Raw genomic sequence first — 18,619 nt, 5'->3', positions numbered from 1 at the left:
CGTTCCGCCTCCCGGGTGTGGCGGCGCCGGGGGTGCGGGCGAGTAGGATCGGACGAAGCATTCGGGCGCCCCGGGCCCCGCGGCGGCGAGCCACTCCCGACCGCGGGCGGAGCACAACGGCGCCGAGAGACCCACGGAGAGCAGGCAATGACGCTTCTGGACACCATCGAGGGACCCGAGGACCTCAAGCGCCTCGACGCTGCGGACGTGCAGCGGCTGGCGGACGAGATCCGGGAGTTCCTGATCAACCACGTCTCCGCCACCGGCGGGCACCTGGGCCCCAACCTCGGGGTGGTGGAGCTGACGCTCGCGGTGCACCGGGTGTTCTCCTCCCCGCGGGACTCCGTGGTCTTCGACACCGGGCACCAGTCCTACGTGCACAAGCTCCTCACGGGTCGCCGGGACTTCGCCTCGCTGCGCCAGGAGGGCGGGCTTGCGGGCTACCCCTCCCGTGTGGAGTCCGAGCACGACATCGTGGAGTCCTCCCACGCCTCGTCCTCCCTGTCCTGGGCGGACGGGATCTCCCGGGGCTACCAGCTCACGGGCCAGGAGGACCGGCACACGGTGGCCGTGATCGGGGACGGCGCGCTGACCGGCGGCATGGCCTGGGAGGCCGTGAACAACATCGCCTCGGACCGTGACCGCAAGGTGGTGATCGTGGTCAACGACAACGGCCGCTCCTACGCCCCGACCGTGGGCGGCGTGGCGAACCACCTCAAGGACCTCAAGGCCAGCGTGCAGCAGGGCGTGGACGCCGTGCGCACGGATCGGCGCTACGAGCAGACGCTCGAGAAGGCCAGGACGCTGCTCACGAGCTCGGGTCAGCTCGGCCAGGCGGTGTACCGCGGGCTGCACGGCATGAAGCAGGGCATCAAGGACGTGGTGGTCCAGCAGGGGATTTTCGAGGACCTCGGCATGAAGTACGTGGGCCCGGTGGACGGCCACGACCTCGCGGCCATGGAGCAGGCCCTCATGAACGCCCGCAACTACGGCGGGCCCGTGATCGTGCACGCCATCACGGAGAAGGGCCACGGGTACCTCCCTGCGCGCCTGGACGAGAACGACCAGTTCCACTCGGTTCCCGTGATCGACCCCGAGACCGGCAGGCCCACGGGCACCGCCTCTGCGCGCACGTGGACCCACGTGTTCCGCGACGAGATCGCGGCGATCGCGGACGAGCGCCCGGACGTGGTGGGCGTCACCGGGGCCATGCTCATCCCCATGGGGCTCCAGAAGATGCAGCTCGCGCACCCCGAGCGCGTGGTGGACGTGGGGATCGCCGAGCAGCACGCCCTGACCATGGCGGCGGGGATGGCGTTCGCCGGGCTGCACCCCGTGGTGGGCCTCTACGCCACGTTCCTCAACCGGGGCTTCGACCAGCTGCTCATGGACGTGGCCCTGCACCGCGCGGGTGTCACGGTGGTGCTGGACCGGGCGGGCGTCACCGGTCCGGACGGCCCGAGCCACCACGGCATGTGGGACCTGGCCCTGCTGCAGATCGTGCCCGGGCTGCACCTGGCGGCCCCGCGTGACGAGGCGACCATGGTGGAGGAGCTGCGCGAGGCCGTGGCCATCTCGGACGCACCCACCGTGGTGCGCTACCCCAAGGGAGCGGTGGGAGCGCCCCTGCCCGCCCTGGAGCGCCGCGCGGACGGAGTGGACGTCCTGGCCCGCCACGGCGAGGGCTGCGGGGAGAACGGCCAGCACCGGGACGTGCTGGTGGTGGGCGTGGGCGCCATGTGCGTCACCGCGCTGGACGTGGCCGAGCGGCTGTCCGCCCACGGCGTCTCGTCCACGGTGGTGGACCCCCGCTGGGTGCTTCCCGTGGCGGAGTCGGTGGTGGAGCTGGCTGCCGAGCACCGGATCGTGGTGGTCATCGAGGACGGCGTCCGCGCGGGCGGCATCGGCTCCCTGATCCGCCAGCAGATGCGGGCACAGGGCGTGGACACCGCCCTGAACGAGGTGGGTCTGCCCACGGCCTTCCTGGACCACGCGAGCCGCGACGCCATCCTGCGGCACACCGGCGTCACGGCCCAGCGGATCGCGCAGGACACCCTGGCCTCCGTGCTGGGCACCAAGGTCCCGTACGCGCGCCCCGCCGCGGCCGACGACGCCGCCCCGCTCACCACCCCGCGCTCCGCCACCGAGGCGCGCCGGACCGATTGAGTCCGGCCGGCAGGGTCAGCCCACGATCACGCGGCCCTTCTCCACCTTCACGGGGTAGGGGGTGAGCCCGGTCTGGGCCGGGCCACCGGTGACGTCCCCGCTGGACATGTCGAACACGGAGTTGTGGCACGGGCACACGAACTGCTTCTGCCCGGGGTTCACGGTGCAGCCCTGGTGGGGGCACACGGGGGAGTAGGCGGTGAACGTGTCCTCGGCCGGGTGGCCCACCACGGCCTGCACGCCGTTGGTGTTCACCGAGATACCGGAGCCCACGGGCACGTCCGCCGCGGCGGCCACGTCCGTGGGGGTGGCGGGTGCGGAGGGTGCCGCGGCGTCGTCGCCCCCTCCCGAGCCGCACGCGCTCAGGGCCACCGCTCCCACCGCGGCCGCGCCCACCAGTCCGACCGCGTGGCGTCGGGACGGAGCCGCCGGGGGAGCGCAGGAGTCCGCCGCTGCAGCTGGGACCGGCTCGTCCCCTCCTTCCCGCTGTGCGCTGGGGGTCTCGGTGTGACGGTGCCGTGCCATGACGGTCGCTCCTCTCGTGGGTGGTCCTGTCCCATCCTAGGACGCGACCCACCCGCGGGAACGTGGTGGGCGGGCGGGCATCCATCAGTACCATGGGGGCAGGAGCGGGCCGGTCCGATCCGGCCCGCACAGACGAGAAGGAGACAACTATGATGAAGCGTCTTGCGTTCGTGGCCGGATTCGGCATCGGCTTCGTGGTCGGGTCGGCGTCCGGCCGCAAGAGCTACGAGTCCCTGCGGGAGAGCGCGATCAACACCTGGAACGATCCCAAGGTCCAGGCCAAGGTCTCCGAGGGCACGGACTGGGTCAAGTCCGAGGTTCCCGTGGTGGGCGAGAAGCTCGCCGAGGGCGCGCAGAAGGCCACCGGCGCCGTGGCGTCCAAGGCGTCCGAGGGCGCCGCCGCGGTGAAGGACAAGGCCACCGACGGCGCTGCGGCCGTGAAGGACAAGGCCCCGGACGGTGCCGCTGCCGCCAAGAGCAAGGCCCAGGACGGCGCCGCCACCGCCAGGGAGAAGACCCAGAACACCGCCTCCTCCTCCAAGGGCACCGACGCCAAGCTGCCCAAGCCCGCGACCACCGAGAAGAACGTGGACATGGAGCCGGCGCACCCGGCACCGGAGCCCAAGGACATGAAGAAGAACTGACCCGCTGACGGGCCCGGCACTGCCCGGGTCCGCAGCTTCCGGCGGCCGCGCACCCCAGGGTGGGCGGCCGCCGTCGTTTTCGCGGGTGGCTCGTGCCCGCCCCGTCCGCTGCGTGCGGGGACCACTGCGGGCACGACGCCGCCCAGCTGGCGTCCGCGGGGCCGGGTGGCTCAGTCCTGGGTGTCGCCGGAGCGGTCTGCTCGGCGCTGCGCGCGCAGCTCCCGCCAGCTCGCACCGATCACGGGAGTGACGTGCTCCACCTGCCACGGACGGGCGCCGAGCTCGCGCAGCCGCTGGGCCACGGCGTCGTCGGACGTGGAGCGCGGGGGCTGCCAGCAGAACCGCCGCAGCGTCTCCGGGGTGAGCAGGTTCTCCGTGGGCAGCTGCAGCTGCTCGGCGAGCTGCGCCACGGCGGGCTTGACGGCCTTCAGCCGCGCGGACGCCTCGGGCCGCTTGGACTCCCACCCCTTGACGGGCGGCAGGGCGGTGGAGGGGATCGTGGCCGGGACGGGCTCCTCCGTGAGCCGGGCCTCCTGCACCGCGGCGAGCCACCGGGGAGCCTCACGGGAGGCCAGGCGGCCGTGGAAGCCGGGCGTGGCCATCAGCTGCGGTACGGTGCGCGGCATGGCGTTCGCGGCCGCCACGATGGCGGAGTCCGGAAGCAGCCGCGTGGGGGCGAGGTCCTTGTGCTTGGCCAGGGACTCGCGCGCGTGCCACAGGTTGCGGGCCGCGGTGAGCTTGCGCCGTCCGCGCACGTTGCCCAGGCCGTGGGTGCGCCGCCACGGGTCCTGCCGGGGTGCGGGCGGCGCGGCCGTGCGCACGTGCTCGAACTCCTGCACGGCCCACTCGAGCTTGCCTGCCTCCGCGAGCCGGTCCTCGGTGGCCCACCGCAGCTGCACGAGCACCTCCACGTCCAGGGCGGCGTAGTTGAGCCAGTCGGTGGGTAGCGGGCGCTGGGACCAGTCCACCGCGGAGTGCTCCTTGGACAGGGTGAAGCCCAGCAGCTCCTCCGTCATGGACGCCAGCCCCACCTTCCGCAGCCCGAGCAGTCGTCCGCCCAGCTCGGTGTCGAACAGGGCGTCGGGGTGCATGTCCAGCTCCGCGAGGCACGGCATGTCCTGGGTGGCGGCGTGCAGCACCCACTCCACCCCGCGCAGGGCCTCGTCCACCTGGGCCAGAGAGCCCACGGCCTCGGGGTCGATGAGCACGGTGCCTGCGCCCTCCCGGCGCAGCTGCACCAGGAACGCGCGCTGGCCGTAGCGGAAGCCGGAGGCCCGCTCGGTGTCGATCGCCACGGGGCCGGTGGCCTGGGCGAGCTGCTCCGCGGCGCGGGCAAGGCCCCGCGCGGTGTCCACCACGCGGGGGATGCCCTCGGCGGGGCCGTTCAGGTGCACGGTGGCGGGCACCGAGAGGTGCTCGAATCCCGGCACCAGGATGTCGGAGGGGCCCGGCTCGCGGGCGGGGGTCGGATCGTCGGCTGCGGTGTTGATGGGTTGTTCCTCGAGGGATGGCGTGACGGCGACGGAGCCGGCTCCGTCTGCCGTCCGGGATCTGGTGGATGGACGGGAGGGTGGTGTCAGCGGCGCTCACACACGGGCGACGCCCTCGTGGCGCGGGGGCAGGCCGGCGGCGGTGCACAGCACCTGCGTCCACGCGAGCAGGTGGGACTGCGCCCAGTGGGGCGTGCCGTGGCGGGGCACCGGGGTCCACGAGGCCCGCAGCTCCACCTGGGCCACGTCCGCACGGTCCGTGAGGCTGCCGAAGTGACGCTCCAGGACCCGGGAGGCCGTGCCGCCCTCGGCCGTGAACAGGGCCCCGTGCTGCACCAGGTTGTCGGTGAGCCAGGCCCAGCTGACGTCTGTGAGCAGCTCGTCCCGCCCCATCTCGGGATCGGTGCGCGAACGGAACCAGCTCACGATCCGGAAGGGCCCCTCCCACGGGTGCGGGCAGGACTCGTCGTACAGCACCACGAAGCGGCCCGAGGCGGGCGCGCGGCGTGGCGCGGCGGCGTCGTCGTGGGCGCGGTGCGGGGTGTGCCCGATCTCGGCGGCGAAGGAGACGGCGTGGGGCGCCAGCCCGCGCGGAGCGGCGATGCGGCTCAGGGCGACCTCCGGGCGGAGGCGGGCACCCTCCAGGGACCGCACGACTGCGCGAAACACGTCCGGAGTGCTGTTCAGCTCGGTTACCGCTCCCACAGGGTCACAGTAACCACAGGCTCGGACACCGGAGGGCGTTTGGGTGCGTGTCGCCGGTGCGTGGCGCCCGGTGTGCCCGGGCTGCCGCCCGGGGGTGCTACTCGGCTGGGACCAGGCGCAGGGACACGGAGTTCATGCAGTAGCGCAGGTCGGTGGGGGTGCCGTAGCCCTCGCCCTCGAACACGTGGCCCAGGTGGGAGTCGCACGTGGCGCACCGGACCTCCACGCGCTTCATGCCCAGCGTGGTGTCCTCGATGTAGCGCACGCGGTCCTCGGCCAGGGGCGCGAAGAAGGAGGGCCAGCCGCAGTGCGCCGGGAACTTGGTCTCCGAGCGGAACAGCTCCGCACCGCACGCGCGGCACTCGTACACCCCCTCGGTGGTGGTGTCCACGTACTCACCCGTGTGGGGAGCCTCGGTGCCCGCCTGGCGCAGGACGCTGTACTCGAGCGGGTTCAGTGCCTCGCGCCACTGCGCGTCCGTGCGCGCGGCGGCCTCCTCCGGGCTCAGGGCGCGGGGGGTGTCCCGCCGCTGCGGTCCGTCGTTGCTGTCCACGGTGTGTGCCTCCGATGGTCGTGGGGTTCTCGTACACCTCCAACCACGCCGCCCCCGCCGTTATGCCCGCCGCGCACCGCGGTGGGGTGACGGGGCCGTGCCACAATGGCGCCATGGCTAGGCTGACCCCTGCTCGGCAGGACCCGGACCCCGCCCGTTCGTGGCGCCACGGCGCCCTCGTGGGAGCCGCCGCGAGCATCGGCGCGGCCTCCGCCACGTTCGCCGTCTCCGGCGGGGCCGCCGCGCTCGTCGCCCGGCACGTGGTGACCCCCTCCACCCGACCCGGCAATGTCACCGTGCTGAAGCTGGAGGAGGACCCCCACTCCGGGCTCACCCTGGTGACGCTGCCCGCCACCCCGGACACCCGCGTGGCGGGAACCTACGCGCTGCGCTTCGACGACGGCGCCGGGCTCGCCCGCATCGGGTTCGTGGTGCGCCAGACCGGAGCCACCGTGACCCGGGTGGTGGAGCGCGTGTATCGCGGCGAGCTCACGGTGGGCACCCGGGGACACTGGACCGGGACCGTGTACGAGCGCCCGTCCGACGCGGGCCTGGCCCACGCCACCGTGGAGATCCCCACGCCGCTCGGGGCCGCCCCCGCGTGGCTCGTGCCCGCCGACGGCGACACCGCCCGCCCGGACCACGGGGGCACGTGGGCGGTGATGGTCCACGGCCGCGGCGCCCAGCGTCCGGAGTGCATCCGGGGCGCCCGCGTGGCCCACGAGCTGGGCCTGCACAGCCTGATCCTCTCCTACCGCAACGACCGCGAGGCCCCGACCACCCAGGACAACCGGTACGGCCTGGGCTTCACCGAGTGGGAGGACGTGCAGGCCGGCATCCGCTGGGCGCTGGAGCACGGGGCCTCGGACGTGGTGCTCTTCGGCTGGTCCATGGGCGGGGCCATCGTGCTGCGCACCACCGAGCTGAGCGAGTACAGGGACCGCATCCGCGCGCTCGTGCTCACCGGTCCCGTGGTGGACTGGTACGAGCTGCTGGCCCACCAGACCCGCGCGCACCGCGTCCCCCGGCGTGTGGGGCGTCTGGCGGCGGACATGATCTCCCACCGGTGGGGTCCGCGGATCACCGGGCTCTCGGCCCCGGTGGACCTGCACGCCCTGGACTGGCTGACCCGCTGGGAGGACATCGGCACGCCCACCCTGATCCTGCACTCCACGGACGACGAGGTGGTGCCCGTGGCGGGCTCCGTGAAGCTGGCGGACCTCAGCCCCCACGTGGACTTCGTGGGCTTCTCCGGGGCACGGCACACCAAGGAGTGGAACATCGACCGCAAGCGCTACGAGCGTGCGATCGGGGACTGGCTGCCGGCAGTGCTGCGGGCCGGGACCTGAGTCCCGGCCCGCGAGCCGCGCCGTGGTGCTCAGGCGCTCTGCTGTGCGGTGATCTGCCGCTTGATCCTGCCCAGCATGGCGGACATCCCCCGCATCCGCAGGGGGGAGACCAGCCTGGTCAGACCGAACCGCTCGGGCAGGTCGTCCGGCACGTCCAGCACCTGCTGCGCGGGGAGCCCGTCCAGGCCCTCGTGGAGGATGGCGGCGAAGCCGCGCGTGGTGGGCGCCTCCGCCGGTGCGGAGAAGAACAGGCTGACCGGGGCCTGGGGGCCGGTGCCGTCCAGCTCCACGGTGAGGAACAGGGCCGACTGGCACTCGGTGACCTGCTCGAGCTCCTCCGGGTGCTCCCCGAGACGCGCGGGCAGCTCGGGAAGGGACCGGGAGAACTCCAGCAGCAGCTGCAGCTTGTCGGGCTCCGGCACCTCCCGGAACTCGGTGACGAGCTCGGCCAGCTGGGAGGGAAGGTCCTGGGTGCTCACCGGGCGGCTCCCGGGGCCTCGCCGCGCTCCTCGCCCTGGACCACGGGCACGCGCACGGCATTGCCCCACTCGGTCCACGAGCCGTCGTAGTTGCGCACGTTCTCGAAGCCCAGCAGGTGGGTCAGCACGAACCACGTGTGGGAGGAGCGCTCGCCGATCCGGCAGTACGCGATCACGTCCTCACCCGGGGTCAGTCCCACCTCGTCCAGGTAGATCCCCTCCAGCTCCGCGCGGGACCTGAACGTGCCGTCCTCGGCGGCCGCCCGGGCCCAGGGGACCGAAGCGGCGGTGGGGATGTGCCCGCCGCGCAGCGTGCCCTCCTGGGGGTAGTCCGGCATGTGGGTGCGCTCGCCGGTGTACTCCTGCGGGGAGCGCACGTCGATCAGCGGCACCGAGCCCAGGGACGCCAGCACGTCCTCGCGGTAGGCGCGGATCGCGGAGTCGTCCCGCTCGACCACGGGGTAGTCGGTGGGAGTGACCTCGGTGGGCTCCGTGGTGAGCTCGCGGCCCTCGGCGATCCACTTGTCGCGGCCGCCGTCCATCAGGCGCACGTCCTCGTGGCCGAACAGGGTGAACACCCACAGGGCGTAGGCAGCCCACCAGTTGGACTTGTCGCCGTAGACCACGATGGTGTCCTCGCGGGAGATGCCCTTGCGGGACATCAGCGCGGCGAACTGCTCGCCGTTGACGTAGTCCCGGGTGTCCGGCTCGTTGAGGTCGGTGTGCCAGTCCACCTTCACGGCACCGGGGACGTGCCCCGTCTCGTACAGCAGGACGTCCTCGTCGGACTCGACCACGACGACGCCCGGCTCGCCCGCGTGCTCGGCCACCCACTGGGTGGAGACCAGCCGCTCGGGGTGTGCGTACTGTGCGAAGGCGTCGTTGTGCTCTGCGTCTGCAGCCATGGGAACCTCTCCTCGTGTCCTGGTGCTCTCGTGCGTGCTCTCGGTGCGCGGCGGACCGTGCACTGCGTCCCTCCCCAGCGTAGTGCTGGGCCCGCGGGGCGCGCATGCCGGAACGCGGCGGCCGCCGTGGACGCGCGCCGTGTTCACCACGGGCTGACCGGTAGCATCGGGGGTGAACGGGGCCGCTGCGGCGCGCCCCCACCGTCGTCCGTCCACAGCAGGGCCGGGGCCCGGCGCGTCCTCCACGGGAGCGGCCGGGGTGCCGGCCGGGAGGCCCTCTCACGTGAGCACTCAGATCGAACACCTGGTGGAGCGCAACCCGCGCGTCTCGGCCGACGAGCTGCTGGACGGGTTCCGGCCCTCCGAGCGCTTCGGCGAGGTGTCCTTCGACACCTACCGCCCGGACCCCTCCCAGCCGTCCCAGGCCGAGGCCGTGGAGAAGCTCAAGGCCTTCGCCGCCGGCGTCTCCGGCGGCGGCGCCCGCGGCGGCGGCGGCTTCCTCTCCAGGCTCTTCGGCGGGCAGAAGGCTCCGGCCGCGGCGCAGGGGATCTACCTGGACGGCGGCTTCGGCGTGGGCAAGACCCACCTGCTCGCCTCCCTGTGGCACGCGGTGCCCGGGCCCAAGGCGTTCGGCACCTTCGTGGAGTACACCAATCTGGTGGGCGCGCTCACGTTCCGCCGCACGGTGGACGCCCTGAAGGAGTACGCGCTGGTGTGCATCGACGAGTTCGAGCTCGACGACCCCGGGGACACCGTGCTGATGTCCCGGCTCATGCGCGAGCTCGCGGACGCCGGGGTCAAGCTCGCGGCCACCTCCAACACCCTGCCGGGCTCGCTGGGGGAGGGCCGCTTCGCCGCGCAGGACTTCCAGCGCGAGATCCAGGTGCTCTCCTCGCAGTTCGAGGTGGTCCGCATCGACGGCGAGGACTACCGCCACCGCGGCCTCCCGCAGGCGCCATCGCCCCTGCCGGACGACGCCGCGCTGGACGCCGCCGTGGAGCAGCACTTCGCGGGCAGGCGGGTGGCCGTGGACGACTTCGACGCCCTGGTGGACCAGCTCTCGCGCGTGCACCCCTCCCGGTACCGTGCCCTCATCCAGGACCTGGACGCGATCGCGTGGCGCGGGGTGCGCACCATCGACCAGCAGGCCGTGGCGCTGCGCTTCGTGGTGCTCGCGGACCGGCTGTACGACCGCGACCTGCCCATCCTCTCCACAGGCGTGCCCTTCGACCGCGTGTTCACGGAGGAGATGATGGCCGGGGGATACCAGAAGAAGTACTACCGCGCCGTCTCCCGCCTCACGGCCCTTGCCCGCGAGGCCGACGAGGCCTGAGCGGGTCCTGCGCTGCCCCCGCACGGCGAGAGGGCCCCTTCCCGTGGGAAGGGGCCCTCTCGCCACCGCTGGGGGTGGGTCCTACTCGTTGCCGCCCAGGTGATCGCGCACGGCGTCCTGGCCCTTGTCGACCTGGCCCTCGAACTTGCTGCCGGTCTTCTCGTCCACGGCGTCACCGGCCTTGTCGATGCCGTCGTTGACCTTGTCCTGGTGGTCGCCGGCCATGTCCTTGGCCTTGTCAGCGAGTCCTCCGAAGTCAGGCATGAGCTCTCTCCTTCTCGTTGCTGACCCAGCCCTGTTGCGGGTCGGTGGTTCCTCATCCTGCACGCCCCGGGCGGTGGAGGAAAGGGGCGCGGGGGCGCGTTCGCCGTGAGGGAAACCACGCGGCGTCGTGCGCGGCGTCGCCCACCGGACCCCCTGAAGCCGGGGGTCGGCGTGGAGTATGGTGGGAACTCCTTTTCCACGCGGACGGCCCCGATGCCCCACACGCGCATCGCTTCCCCGAGCGACCGCCGCGCCCCCACACCGTTCACGCGAACACGGGTTCGCACCGACGAAGGAGCCAGCGCGCACCATGACCACCGAAGAGGTCGAACTGCTCCGCCACCCGGCGGAGGCCATCAACTGGAACCGCGTCCAGGACGAGAAGGACACCGAGGTCTGGGACCGCCTGACCTCCAACTTCTGGCTCCCGGAGAAGGTCCCGCTGTCCAACGACGTCCAGTCCTGGAAGACCCTCACGGCGGAGGAGCAGGACCTCACCATGAAGGTGTTCACGGGCCTGACCCTGCTGGACACCATCCAGGGCACCGTGGGCGCCGTGTCGCTCATCCCGGACGCCAAGACCCTGCACGAGGAGGCGGTGTACACCAACATCGCGTTCATGGAGTCGGTGCACGCCAAGTCCTACTCGTCCATCTTCTCCACGCTGTCCTCGATGAAGCAGATCGACGAGGCGTTCCGGTGGTCCCGCGAGAACGAGCACCTGCAGCGCAAGGCGGACATCGTCCTGCGGTACTACAAGGGTGACGACCCCCTGAAGAAGAAGGTGGCCTCCACGCTGCTGGAGTCCTTCCTCTTCTACTCGGGCTTCTACCTGCCCATGTACTTCTCCTCGCACGCGAAGCTGACCAACACCGCGGACCTGATCCGGCTGATCATCCGGGACGAGGCCGTGCACGGCTACTACATCGGCTACAAGTACCAGAAGGGGCTGCTGCAGGAGACGCCCGAGCGCCAGCAGGAGCTCAAGGACTACACCTACGAGCTGCTGGACGAGCTCTACGAGAACGAGGTCTCCTACGCCGAGGCGCTCTACGACTCCGTGGGCTGGACCGAGGACGTCAAGAAGTTCCTGCACTACAACGCCAACAAGGCGCTGAACAACCTCGGCTACGAGGCGCTGTTCCCGCGGGAGATGACGGACGTCTCCCCGGCGATCCTCTCCTCGCTGTCCCCGAACGCGGACGAGAACCACGACTTCTTCTCCGGATCCGGCTCCTCCTACGTGATCGGCAAGGCCGTGAACACGGAGGACGAGGACTGGGACTTCTGAGGCCCTGAGCCTTCCGGGCCCTGCCCGGCAGCGGCCCGCCACGGTGCACACCGTGGCGGGCCGCTGTTCTCTGCGCGCCGGTCCATCCCGCGGACCGGGGGGGCGACGCCGCCCGGGCGCGCGCCCGGGATGCGCCCTTCCACCCCGGGTCGCGCTGCCTGCGGTGCTCGCCGATCGGGGGACATTCCCATGTCCCGTCCCCCAATGTGCGACTGTGATCGCCGCGGCCGCGGTGGCTACGATCGAGGTGCAAGGGGAGAAGCACCCCGCCAGCGCCCAGGTGATCCGGGGGGAACACCGTGCTGGCGGGGGCACAATCGACAACCGCGGCGGGCCTGGTCGTCCGTGCCGCCACCGCGGAAGACTGTCATAGGGGGCTTGTGATGATGCGTGCTGCATCCACCGTGAAATCCGCACTGTCGATGGCCGAGCTGTCGGCGCTGAACCGGCTGATGCGCGGCACCGGAACCGTGGAGGCGTTCGAGCGCGAGCTCGTGACCCGCGTCTTCACCGGGGCCATGGCCTGGCTGGACGAGCTGGAGGGCAGGGAGCTGACCCGCGACCAACGCAGGCGCTGGAACGCCGCGGTGCGCCGCGTGAACCGGTACGTCCCCCGCGGGGGCGTGACCAGGACGTGCCGCGCACTGAGTCCGCTGAACCAGTCCCGCGACCTGCTGGATGACCACCACGTCCTCAAGACCGCGATCGTCGCGGCGGCCGCTCACGGGCCCGTCACCACGACCCGGCGACCGGTGACCGGCGCGGGGGAGCGCTCCGCGGCGTCGGCGACCCCGCGCCTGGCGGCCTCCGGCGTCTGAGGCGGGCGGCGGCGTCGCCCGTGGTGCGTGCTCCCCGCGGGTGGCGCCGGTGGTGCGCGGCCCGGCTGGTCTAGAGTTGGCGCCAGCATGAAACTCATACGTCAGCGCGAGTCCCTGGGCGCCGAGCAGGACTACCGCCGCGCCCTCACCCTCCTGGACGCCGCCCGCGGCGGCGCCACCGAACCCGTCCTGCGGGTGTACCAGCCCCGGCCCACGGTGGCCTTCGGGCGCCGGGACGAGCTGAACCCCGGTTTTGTGCGTGCCCGCCGGGCCGCGCTCGACGCCGCGTTCACCCCGCTCGTGCGCCGGGTCGGCGGTCGCGCGGCGGCGTACCACGGCGGCTGCCTGGTGATCGACCACGTGGAGCCGGACCCGGACCCCAAGACCGGCATCAAGGACCGCTACCGGCTGTTCGGGGACATGGTCGTGGCGGCGCTGGAGGAGCTGGAGATCCCCGCGCAGGTGGGGGAGATCCCCGGGGAGTACTGCGCGGGGGAGTACAGCGTTCACGCACCGGGCACGGCCGCGGACCCGCGGCGTCCCGTGAAGCTCGCCGGAACCGCGCAGCGCGTGGTGGCCGGTGCCTGGTACTTCTCCACCGTCCTGGTGGTCGAGGAGGCGGAGCCGCTGCGCGGGGTGCTGGAGGACGTCTACGCGTGCCTCGGGATCCCGTGGGAGCCCTCCACCGCGGGGTGCGTGGCGGACGTGCGGCCCGGGACCACCGTGGCCGAGGTCGAGGCCGCGCTGCTGGACGTCTACGACCGCTACGCCACCTACATGGGCCACGGCCACGTGAGCGCCCCGGCCGCGGGCTGAGCGCGGGACGGGGAGGAGCACGCGATGTGCGGACGGTACGTGGTCGCCAGGACCCCCGGGCAGCTGGCGCTGCCCTTCGACGCCCGCGTGGACGAGTCCGTGGGGGACGCCGTGGGCCCGAACTGGAACGTGGCCCCCACCCACACCGTGCCGGTGCTGCTGGAGCGCCTGGGCGAGGAGGGCCAGCTGCTCCCCGAGCTGCACGCGGCCCGCTGGGGACTCGTCCCCCCGTGGGCCAAGGACATCACGGTGGGGTCCAGGATGTTCAACGCCCGCTCCGAGACCGTCACGGAGAAGCCCTCGTTCCGCTCGGCGGTCGTGGCGCGCCGCTGCGCCGTTCCCGCGGACGGCTACTACGAGTGGAAGGCCCCGGACTCCGGGCGGGGCAGGAAGCAGCCCTGGTTCGTGCACCCGGAGGACGGCTCCCCGATCTGGTTCGCCGGCATCTACGAGTGGTGGCGCGTGCCCGACCACGCCGCGGACGCCGCGCGCGCGGAGCAGACGAGACCCGGAAAGCACCCCGAGAGCGACGACGCCGCCCGCTGGCTGCTCTCGTGCTCCATCCTCACGCGCGCGGCACCGTCCGCGCAGGACGAGGACCCGCACCTCGCGGCCCTCGGCGCCCTGCACGACCGGCTGCCTGTGGGCATGGGCGAGCAGTTCGCGCGGGAGTGGATCACCCCGGACCGGGACAGGGAGCGGACGCGGGCACTCGTGGACCGGGCCGCCCAGCAGTCCCTGGTGGTGGCCGCGCAGTGGCGCATGCACCCCGTGGGCCCGGAGGTGGGGTCCGTGGCCTCGCAGGGGCCACACCTGGTGGAGCCCCTGTCCACGCTGCCGCTCTGAGACGCGTGCGCCCCGGTGACTAACGGGGGCGCCGCCCCTACAGTGGACCGTGTCGGACGAGGGCGCGCGCACGCGCGCGGAACAGGGGCTGTCATGGTGGAGCTGGGGAACAACCTGAACGAGCACGGGCGGTGGCTGGTGGAGCACGTGCGTGCCGCCGGGGCGGCGGTGGTGGCCAGCAACAGCGGCACCGGACATCCCGAGTCCGCCTACATCCGCGTGGCGGCCACGGACGCGGGACGGATCGTGTTCGGCGCCAACGTCGCGTCCCGCAAGGTCTCCAACATCACGGCGGACCCGCGGATCTCCATGGTGGTGATGCGGGGAACCACGGACGAGGTGCAGCTGGAGGGGGAGGCCCGCGTGCTGGAGGGCTCCGAGGCCGCCGGTGCGGCGCAGACCCTGGAGGCCCAGCACCCCGGCTCCACGGACACCCGCGACCCGGACAGCCTGCGTCTGGTGGAGGTCACGGTGCGGTGGGCGCTCCACACGGACGTGGGCGCCCAACCTCCGGTCCGCGAGGAGCTCAGCCTGCGCTGAGCCGCGCCGGTGGGCTCAGAGCTCGTCGTGCTCCGGCGTCCAGCGGTTGAAGTCGAGCGTGAGGTAGAGGGCCAGTGCCGCGGCGTTGTCCTCGGGGATGCGTACGCAAACCTCCTCGTACCCGTTCTCGTGCAGGGACGCCATGACGCTGCGCACCAGCTGCTCGGCGAGCCCGCGGCGGCGGTGGGACGACGCCGTGAAGAGCTCGAAGAGGTAGGGGGCGTCCGGCAGGTGTGAGTCCGTGCGGCGCTCGAGCACCATGGCCGCGGCCACGGGGTTGCCGTTCTCGTCCTCCACCAGCCGCGACTGCTCCGCGAGGAACGGGCCGAAGGCGCCCTCCAGGGCGTCCTGGACCATGGTCTCGGCCTGCTCCTGGGAACCCGTGGCCGCGGAGCCGTAGGCCTCGCGCAGCAGCTGGGCCAGTGTCGCGGAGTCCTCGCGGGTCACCGGACGGCTGGGGGCCGTGGCCTCCCGCGTGCTGGGCACGGTCCGGGCGATCAGGGTGATGTTTCCAGTCATCGTGGCCTCCCACGGGGCGTTGGGGAACGAACTCGTACGTGCCACTCAGGGTAACCGAGAAGCCCGGCAAGTCCACGGGAGGGCTACCGTGGACGGTGGGGCGCCCGCGGCGCGCGGGAGACGGCCCCCACCGCGGCAGCGAGGAGAGCGAGCACCATGACGCAGCACACCGAGACCACCTCCACCCCCGAGGGGGAGACCGCCCGGATCTGCCGGGAGCTCATCCGCTTCGACACCTCCAACTTCTCCAGCGGGGAGGCCAAGGGCGAGCGCCAGGCCGCCGAGCACGTGGCGGCACTGATCGAGGAGGTGGGACTGGAGACGCGGTACTTCGAGTCCGCACCCGGCCGCGCCAACGTGTTCACGCGGCTGGAGGGCTCAGACCCCACGGCGGACGCGCTGCTGGTGCACGGCCACCTGGACGTGGTGCCCGCGATGGCCCGGGACTGGTCCGTGGACCCCTTCGCCGCGGAGGTGCGGGACGGGATGATCTGGGGCCGCGGCGCCGTGGACATGAAGGACATGGACGCCATGATGCTGTCCGTCCTGCGGCACATGCGCCGCACCGGGGCCGTGCCGAAGCGCGACATCGTCTTCGGGTTCTTCGCGGACGAGGAGGCCGGGATGCGCTACGGCTCCAAGTTCATGGTGCACGAGCACCCCGAGGTCTTCGAGGGCGTCACGGATGCGCTGAGCGAGGTGGGCGGCTACTCCACGACCATCGGCGGGCGCCGGGCGTACCTGCTGCAGACCGCGGAGAAGGGCCTGATGTGGCTCAGGCTCCACGCGCAGGGCCAGGCGGGCCACGGCTCCGGGCTGCACGAGGACAACGCCGTCACCACCCTCTCCCGGGCCATGGCGAACATCGGCGAGTACACGTGGCCCGTGGAGCTGACCAAGACCACCCGGGCGTTCCTGGACGAGGTCACGGAGCTCACCGGCGTGGAGTTCGACCCGCAGAACCCCCAGAAGCTGCTGCGCGAGCTCGGGGACGTGGCCCGCTTCGTGGGTGCCACCCTGCAGAACACCTCCAACCCCACCGTGCTGGACGGCGGGTACAAGACGAACGTGATCCCCGGATCCGCCGAGGGCGCGGTGGACGTGCGCTTCCTGCCAGAGCAGAAGGAGCACGTGCTCGCCACGTTGCAGGAGCTCGCGGGGGAGAAGGTCCGCATCGAGGCGGAGTTCGAGGACATCGCCCTGGAGGTCCCGTTCTCCGGCAACGTGGTGGACGCCATGGTGGACGCGCTCGCCGCCGAGGACCCGGACGCCGTGGTGCTGCCCTACATGCTGGGCGCCGGCACCGACAACAAGTCGCTGTCCACCCTGGGCATCACCGGGTACGGCTTCGTGCCCCTGCAGCTGCCGGACGGGCTGGACTTCACCGGCATGTTCCACGGGGTGGACGAGCGCGTCCCCGTGGCGTCGCTCGAGTTCGGCTCCCGCGTGCTGGACCGGCTGCTGCGCACCTACTGAGCGCCGCGCGTCCCCGGCCGTCCCCGCACACCGCCGCCACCGGCCGCGCCCGCCCCCGACGACGACCGCCCCCGGCGGCGCGCCCCGAGCGGGCGGCGTCGTCGCCCCCTTCCGAAAGGACCGTGAGATGGACCCCGTGACCGAGCTGCTGCCCGATTCCCTGCTGGCGGAGATCCGCGGCCGGGCCGCCCAGACCGACCGGGAGAACCGGTTCTTCGAGGAGGACTTCGCCGCGCTGCGCGAGGTCGGCTACCTGCGCATGCTCGTGCCGGAGGAGTTCGGCGGGCTGGGCTTCAGCCTGGAGCAGGCAGCCCGTGCGCAGCGCCGGCTCGCCACGGCCGCACCCGCCACCGCGCTGGGCATCAACATGCACCACGTGATCGTGGGGATCGGCTACACCCTGCACCTGCGCGGCGACGGGCGCGCACAGCGGCTCTTCGAGGACGCCGTGGCCGGGCACGCGTTCGCGTTCGGGATCTCGGAGGCGGGCAACGACTCGGTGCTCTTCGACGCCGTGACCCGCGCGGAGCCCACGGACGGGGGCTGGCGGCTGCACGGCACCAAGATCTTCACGTCCCTGTCCCCGCGCTGGACGCGCCTGCTCGTCCACGCGCGCACCCCGGGGGACGACGACGCCGCGCGGCTCGTGGTCGGTCTGCTCACCCGGGAGCACCACGGGGACCCGGTGCCCGGTGTGGAGACCCGCGCGGACTGGGACGCGCTGGGGATGCGGGCCTCGCAGTCCTGCACCACCGTGCTGGACGGTGCGCTGCTGCGGGAGGCGGACCTGCTGACCACCACGCCCGTGGGGCCGAACCCTGACCCCGTGGTGTGGGGGATCTTCGGGTGCTTCGAGCTGCTGCTCGCCGCGGTCTACACCGGGATCGCGGACCGCGCCCTGGACGTGGCGGTGGAGGTCGTGGGCTCCCGGCACTCGCTCGCGAAGGACGCGCCCTACTCGGACGACCCGGACATCCGCCGCCACATCGCCCGCGCGGGGGTGCTGCGGGACGGCGTGGAGCTGCAGCTGCGGCAGCTGTGCGGGGACGTGGACGCCCTGGGCACGGACCGGGAGGTGGCCCACGGGCAGCGCTGGTTCATCCTCTTCTCCGGCGTGAAGCACCGCGCCACGGAGGCGGCGCGCCAGGTGGTGGACCTCGCGCTGCGGGCCTCGGGCGGGGCGCAGTACCGCAGTGGCTCCGAACTGGAGCGGCTCTACCGGGACGTGCTCGCCGGGATGTACCACCCCTCGGACGAGGAGTCCGTCCACGCCGCCACCGCGACCTCCCTGCTGGGGCCGGTCACCGGTTGAGCCGCCCGCCCTGCGTTCCAGGTGGACCACCCGGATCCCAGCCACCGGACCCGGGGGGCGGGGGCGGTCTGCGCTGCCCCGGCGCGGGGCTCAGAACGTGCGCTCCACCCGCATGATGCGCCGCCGCAGGACGTAGCGCCGGGCGCCGCCGTAGAGCACCGCCGAGCGCATGAGCTCCCACTTGCCGTACTCGGCGTGCTCCTTCACCCGGGTGCGGGCGTCCGCCAGCTTCTCCCGCGGGTCCACCGTGAGGGACAGGTACTCGTAGCGCTCGTCCCGTCCCGTCATGGTGGGATGGCCGGTCACCGATGTGTGCTTCAGGCGTTGTTCTCTCATCGCTCCCATTCTGCTCCCACAGCGACTAACGTCTACCCCATGAGCACCGATCCTCGCGCAGCACTGCAAGCGCTCGTCAACGCCCTGGAAGAACACCTCGCCGCCGCCGCCAACCGTCGTTCCGACGACGACCCCTCGGTGGACGGCGCCTACCTGGCCATCGCGAACTCCTTCGAGTCCTACGAGGAGGCCCTCTACGACGCCTACGACGAGGTCACCCCCCTCACCGTCTTCGCCGAGGACGACGACGAG

Annotated in this window: 20 protein-coding genes and 1 pseudogene; 12 read left to right on the top strand and 9 right to left on the bottom strand. The window is 72.5% G+C overall.

From position 1 onward, the window contains the following. Nucleotides 1-147 precede the first annotated feature (147 nt). Complete coding sequence (gene dxs, locus Q4A22_RS09620) at nucleotides 148-2,166, top strand: 1-deoxy-D-xylulose-5-phosphate synthase (RefSeq protein WP_303178971.1); 2,019 nt, start codon at nucleotides 148-150, stop codon at nucleotides 2,164-2,166. A 15-nt stretch (nucleotides 2,167-2,181) separates the two neighbouring features. Here dxs and Q4A22_RS09615 read toward each other — a convergent pair whose 3' ends face one another. After that, complete coding sequence (locus Q4A22_RS09615; RefSeq protein WP_303178969.1) at nucleotides 2,182-2,691, bottom strand: Rieske (2Fe-2S) protein; 510 nt, start codon at nucleotides 2,689-2,691, stop codon at nucleotides 2,182-2,184. 149 nt (nucleotides 2,692-2,840) lie between these two features. Here Q4A22_RS09615 and Q4A22_RS09610 point away from each other — a divergent pair, with 149 nt between their 5' ends. Continuing rightward, on the top strand, nucleotides 2,841-3,335 hold the full coding sequence (locus tag Q4A22_RS09610; protein ID WP_303178967.1) for a hypothetical protein: 495 nt from the start codon (nucleotides 2,841-2,843) through the stop codon (nucleotides 3,333-3,335). A 170-nt stretch (nucleotides 3,336-3,505) separates the two neighbouring features. On the opposite strand, the gene Q4A22_RS09605 is transcribed toward Q4A22_RS09610, so the two are convergent. The 3 genes from Q4A22_RS09605 to msrB form a co-directional block, all read right to left on the bottom strand. Next, on the bottom strand, nucleotides 3,506-4,765 hold the full coding sequence (locus tag Q4A22_RS09605) for an HRDC domain-containing protein (protein ID WP_368410629.1): 1,260 nt from the start codon (nucleotides 4,763-4,765) through the stop codon (nucleotides 3,506-3,508). A gap of 156 nt (nucleotides 4,766-4,921) precedes the next feature. After that, on the bottom strand, nucleotides 4,922-5,494 hold the full coding sequence (locus tag Q4A22_RS09600; RefSeq protein WP_303178965.1) for a DUF3000 family protein: 573 nt from the start codon (nucleotides 5,492-5,494) through the stop codon (nucleotides 4,922-4,924). Nucleotides 5,495-5,627: 133 nt separating this feature from the next. Next, a complete protein-coding gene (msrB, locus tag Q4A22_RS09595) occupies nucleotides 5,628-6,038 on the bottom strand; it encodes a peptide-methionine (R)-S-oxide reductase MsrB (RefSeq protein WP_303179043.1) in 411 nt (136 codons plus the stop codon). Between the two features lie 158 nt (nucleotides 6,039-6,196). Here msrB and Q4A22_RS09590 point away from each other — a divergent pair, with 158 nt between their 5' ends. After that, nucleotides 6,197-7,432 carry a S9 family peptidase gene (locus Q4A22_RS09590; RefSeq protein ID WP_303178963.1) on the top strand — a complete coding sequence of 412 codons (1,236 nt, stop codon included), beginning with the start codon at nucleotides 6,197-6,199 and terminating at the stop codon, nucleotides 7,430-7,432. A gap of 29 nt (nucleotides 7,433-7,461) precedes the next feature. Here Q4A22_RS09590 and Q4A22_RS09585 read toward each other — a convergent pair whose 3' ends face one another. Further along, nucleotides 7,462-7,911 carry a SufE family protein gene (locus Q4A22_RS09585; RefSeq protein ID WP_303178961.1) on the bottom strand — a complete coding sequence of 150 codons (450 nt, stop codon included), beginning with the start codon at nucleotides 7,909-7,911 and terminating at the stop codon, nucleotides 7,462-7,464. After that, nucleotides 7,908-8,816 carry a sulfurtransferase gene (locus Q4A22_RS09580; RefSeq protein WP_303178959.1) on the bottom strand — a complete coding sequence of 303 codons (909 nt, stop codon included), beginning with the start codon at nucleotides 8,814-8,816 and terminating at the stop codon, nucleotides 7,908-7,910. Before Q4A22_RS09580 ends, Q4A22_RS09585 begins: the two co-directional genes overlap by 4 nt. A 283-nt stretch (nucleotides 8,817-9,099) precedes the next feature. Here Q4A22_RS09580 and zapE point away from each other — a divergent pair, with 283 nt between their 5' ends. After that, nucleotides 9,100-10,149 (top strand): cell division protein ZapE, encoded by a 1,050-nt coding sequence (gene zapE, locus Q4A22_RS09575; RefSeq protein ID WP_303178957.1) that lies wholly within the window; start codon nucleotides 9,100-9,102, stop codon nucleotides 10,147-10,149. A gap of 81 nt (nucleotides 10,150-10,230) precedes the next feature. Here the strand turns inward: zapE and Q4A22_RS09570 are convergent, their stop codons facing one another. Beyond that, nucleotides 10,231-10,413 (bottom strand): antitoxin, encoded by a 183-nt coding sequence (locus Q4A22_RS09570; RefSeq protein WP_303178956.1) that lies wholly within the window; start codon nucleotides 10,411-10,413, stop codon nucleotides 10,231-10,233. Nucleotides 10,414-10,723: 310 nt separating this feature from the next. On the opposite strand from Q4A22_RS09570, the gene nrdF reads away from it, so the two are divergent. The 5 genes from nrdF (at nucleotide 10,724) to Q4A22_RS09545 (ending at nucleotide 14,724) form a co-directional block, all read left to right on the top strand. Beyond that, nucleotides 10,724-11,704 carry a class 1b ribonucleoside-diphosphate reductase subunit beta gene (gene nrdF, locus Q4A22_RS09565; protein WP_303178954.1) on the top strand — a complete coding sequence of 327 codons (981 nt, stop codon included), beginning with the start codon at nucleotides 10,724-10,726 and terminating at the stop codon, nucleotides 11,702-11,704. A 383-nt stretch (nucleotides 11,705-12,087) separates the two neighbouring features. Further along, nucleotides 12,088-12,522: a hypothetical protein gene (locus Q4A22_RS09560; RefSeq protein ID WP_303178952.1), complete on the top strand. Its 435-nt coding sequence runs from the start codon at nucleotides 12,088-12,090 to the stop codon at nucleotides 12,520-12,522. 87 nt (nucleotides 12,523-12,609) lie between these two features. Then, nucleotides 12,610-13,338, top strand: coding sequence for a lipoate--protein ligase family protein (locus Q4A22_RS09555; protein ID WP_303178950.1), 729 nt, complete (start codon nucleotides 12,610-12,612; stop codon nucleotides 13,336-13,338). A gap of 24 nt (nucleotides 13,339-13,362) precedes the next feature. After that, nucleotides 13,363-14,184 carry an SOS response-associated peptidase gene (locus Q4A22_RS09550; RefSeq protein ID WP_303178948.1) on the top strand — a complete coding sequence of 274 codons (822 nt, stop codon included), beginning with the start codon at nucleotides 13,363-13,365 and terminating at the stop codon, nucleotides 14,182-14,184. A 93-nt stretch (nucleotides 14,185-14,277) separates the two neighbouring features. Further along, nucleotides 14,278-14,724 (top strand): pyridoxamine 5'-phosphate oxidase family protein, encoded by a 447-nt coding sequence (locus Q4A22_RS09545; RefSeq protein ID WP_303178947.1) that lies wholly within the window; start codon nucleotides 14,278-14,280, stop codon nucleotides 14,722-14,724. A 15-nt stretch (nucleotides 14,725-14,739) separates the two neighbouring features. Here the strand turns inward: Q4A22_RS09545 and Q4A22_RS09540 are convergent, their stop codons facing one another. Beyond that, entirely contained in the window at nucleotides 14,740-15,243 is a 504-nt protein-coding gene (locus Q4A22_RS09540) for a GNAT family N-acetyltransferase (RefSeq protein WP_303178945.1), read from the bottom strand. Nucleotides 15,244-15,399: 156 nt separating this feature from the next. Between Q4A22_RS09540 and Q4A22_RS09535 the strand changes: the two genes are divergently transcribed. Together Q4A22_RS09535 and Q4A22_RS09530 are read left to right on the top strand one after the other, a co-directional pair. After that, complete coding sequence (locus tag Q4A22_RS09535; protein ID WP_303178943.1) at nucleotides 15,400-16,719, top strand: M20/M25/M40 family metallo-hydrolase; 1,320 nt, start codon at nucleotides 15,400-15,402, stop codon at nucleotides 16,717-16,719. A gap of 127 nt (nucleotides 16,720-16,846) precedes the next feature. After that, a complete protein-coding gene (locus tag Q4A22_RS09530) occupies nucleotides 16,847-18,031 on the top strand; it encodes an acyl-CoA dehydrogenase family protein (RefSeq protein WP_303178941.1) in 1,185 nt (394 codons plus the stop codon). A 90-nt stretch (nucleotides 18,032-18,121) separates the two neighbouring features. On the opposite strand, the gene Q4A22_RS09525 is transcribed toward Q4A22_RS09530, so the two are convergent. Continuing rightward, the gene (locus Q4A22_RS09525) at nucleotides 18,122-18,319 is read right to left on the bottom strand and encodes a DUF5703 family protein (protein WP_303179041.1); all 198 of its coding nucleotides are present in this window, start codon (nucleotides 18,317-18,319) and stop codon (nucleotides 18,122-18,124) included. A gap of 87 nt (nucleotides 18,320-18,406) precedes the next feature. Here Q4A22_RS09525 and Q4A22_RS09520 point away from each other — a divergent pair. Further along, a pseudogene (locus Q4A22_RS09520) lies at nucleotides 18,407-18,619 on the top strand (primosomal protein); the annotation flags it as partial.

Origin of the sequence: Kocuria sp. (assembly GCF_030530945.1) — a bacterium.
Taxonomy (GTDB): Bacteria; Actinomycetota; Actinomycetes; order Actinomycetales; family Micrococcaceae; genus Kocuria.
The sequence above is the reverse complement of the archived record's forward strand: the minus strand, read 5'-3'. Positions and strand labels throughout refer to the sequence as shown.

Coding starts and splice junctions, on each gene's coding strand:
- dxs (WP_303178971.1), top strand. CDS start 148: ATGACGCTTCTGGACACCATCGAGGGACCCGAGGACCTCAAGCGCCTC.
- Q4A22_RS09615 (WP_303178969.1), bottom strand. CDS start 2,691: ATGGCACGGCACCGTCACACCGAGACCCCCAGCGCACAGCGGGAAGGA.
- Q4A22_RS09610 (WP_303178967.1), top strand. CDS start 2,841: ATGATGAAGCGTCTTGCGTTCGTGGCCGGATTCGGCATCGGCTTCGTG.
- Q4A22_RS09590 (WP_303178963.1), top strand. CDS start 6,197: ATGGCTAGGCTGACCCCTGCTCGGCAGGACCCGGACCCCGCCCGTTCG.
- Q4A22_RS09580 (WP_303178959.1), bottom strand. CDS start 8,816: ATGGCTGCAGACGCAGAGCACAACGACGCCTTCGCACAGTACGCACAC.
- Q4A22_RS09570 (WP_303178956.1), bottom strand. CDS start 10,413: ATGCCTGACTTCGGAGGACTCGCTGACAAGGCCAAGGACATGGCCGGC.
- nrdF (WP_303178954.1), top strand. CDS start 10,724: ATGACCACCGAAGAGGTCGAACTGCTCCGCCACCCGGCGGAGGCCATC.
- Q4A22_RS09560 (WP_303178952.1), top strand. CDS start 12,088: ATGATGCGTGCTGCATCCACCGTGAAATCCGCACTGTCGATGGCCGAG.
- Q4A22_RS09555 (WP_303178950.1), top strand. CDS start 12,610: ATGAAACTCATACGTCAGCGCGAGTCCCTGGGCGCCGAGCAGGACTAC.
- Q4A22_RS09550 (WP_303178948.1), top strand. CDS start 13,363: ATGTGCGGACGGTACGTGGTCGCCAGGACCCCCGGGCAGCTGGCGCTG.
- Q4A22_RS09545 (WP_303178947.1), top strand. CDS start 14,278: ATGGTGGAGCTGGGGAACAACCTGAACGAGCACGGGCGGTGGCTGGTG.
- Q4A22_RS09540 (WP_303178945.1), bottom strand. CDS start 15,243: ATGACTGGAAACATCACCCTGATCGCCCGGACCGTGCCCAGCACGCGG.
- Q4A22_RS09535 (WP_303178943.1), top strand. CDS start 15,400: ATGACGCAGCACACCGAGACCACCTCCACCCCCGAGGGGGAGACCGCC.
- Q4A22_RS09530 (WP_303178941.1), top strand. CDS start 16,847: ATGGACCCCGTGACCGAGCTGCTGCCCGATTCCCTGCTGGCGGAGATC.
- Q4A22_RS09525 (WP_303179041.1), bottom strand. CDS start 18,319: ATGACGGGACGGGACGAGCGCTACGAGTACCTGTCCCTCACGGTGGAC.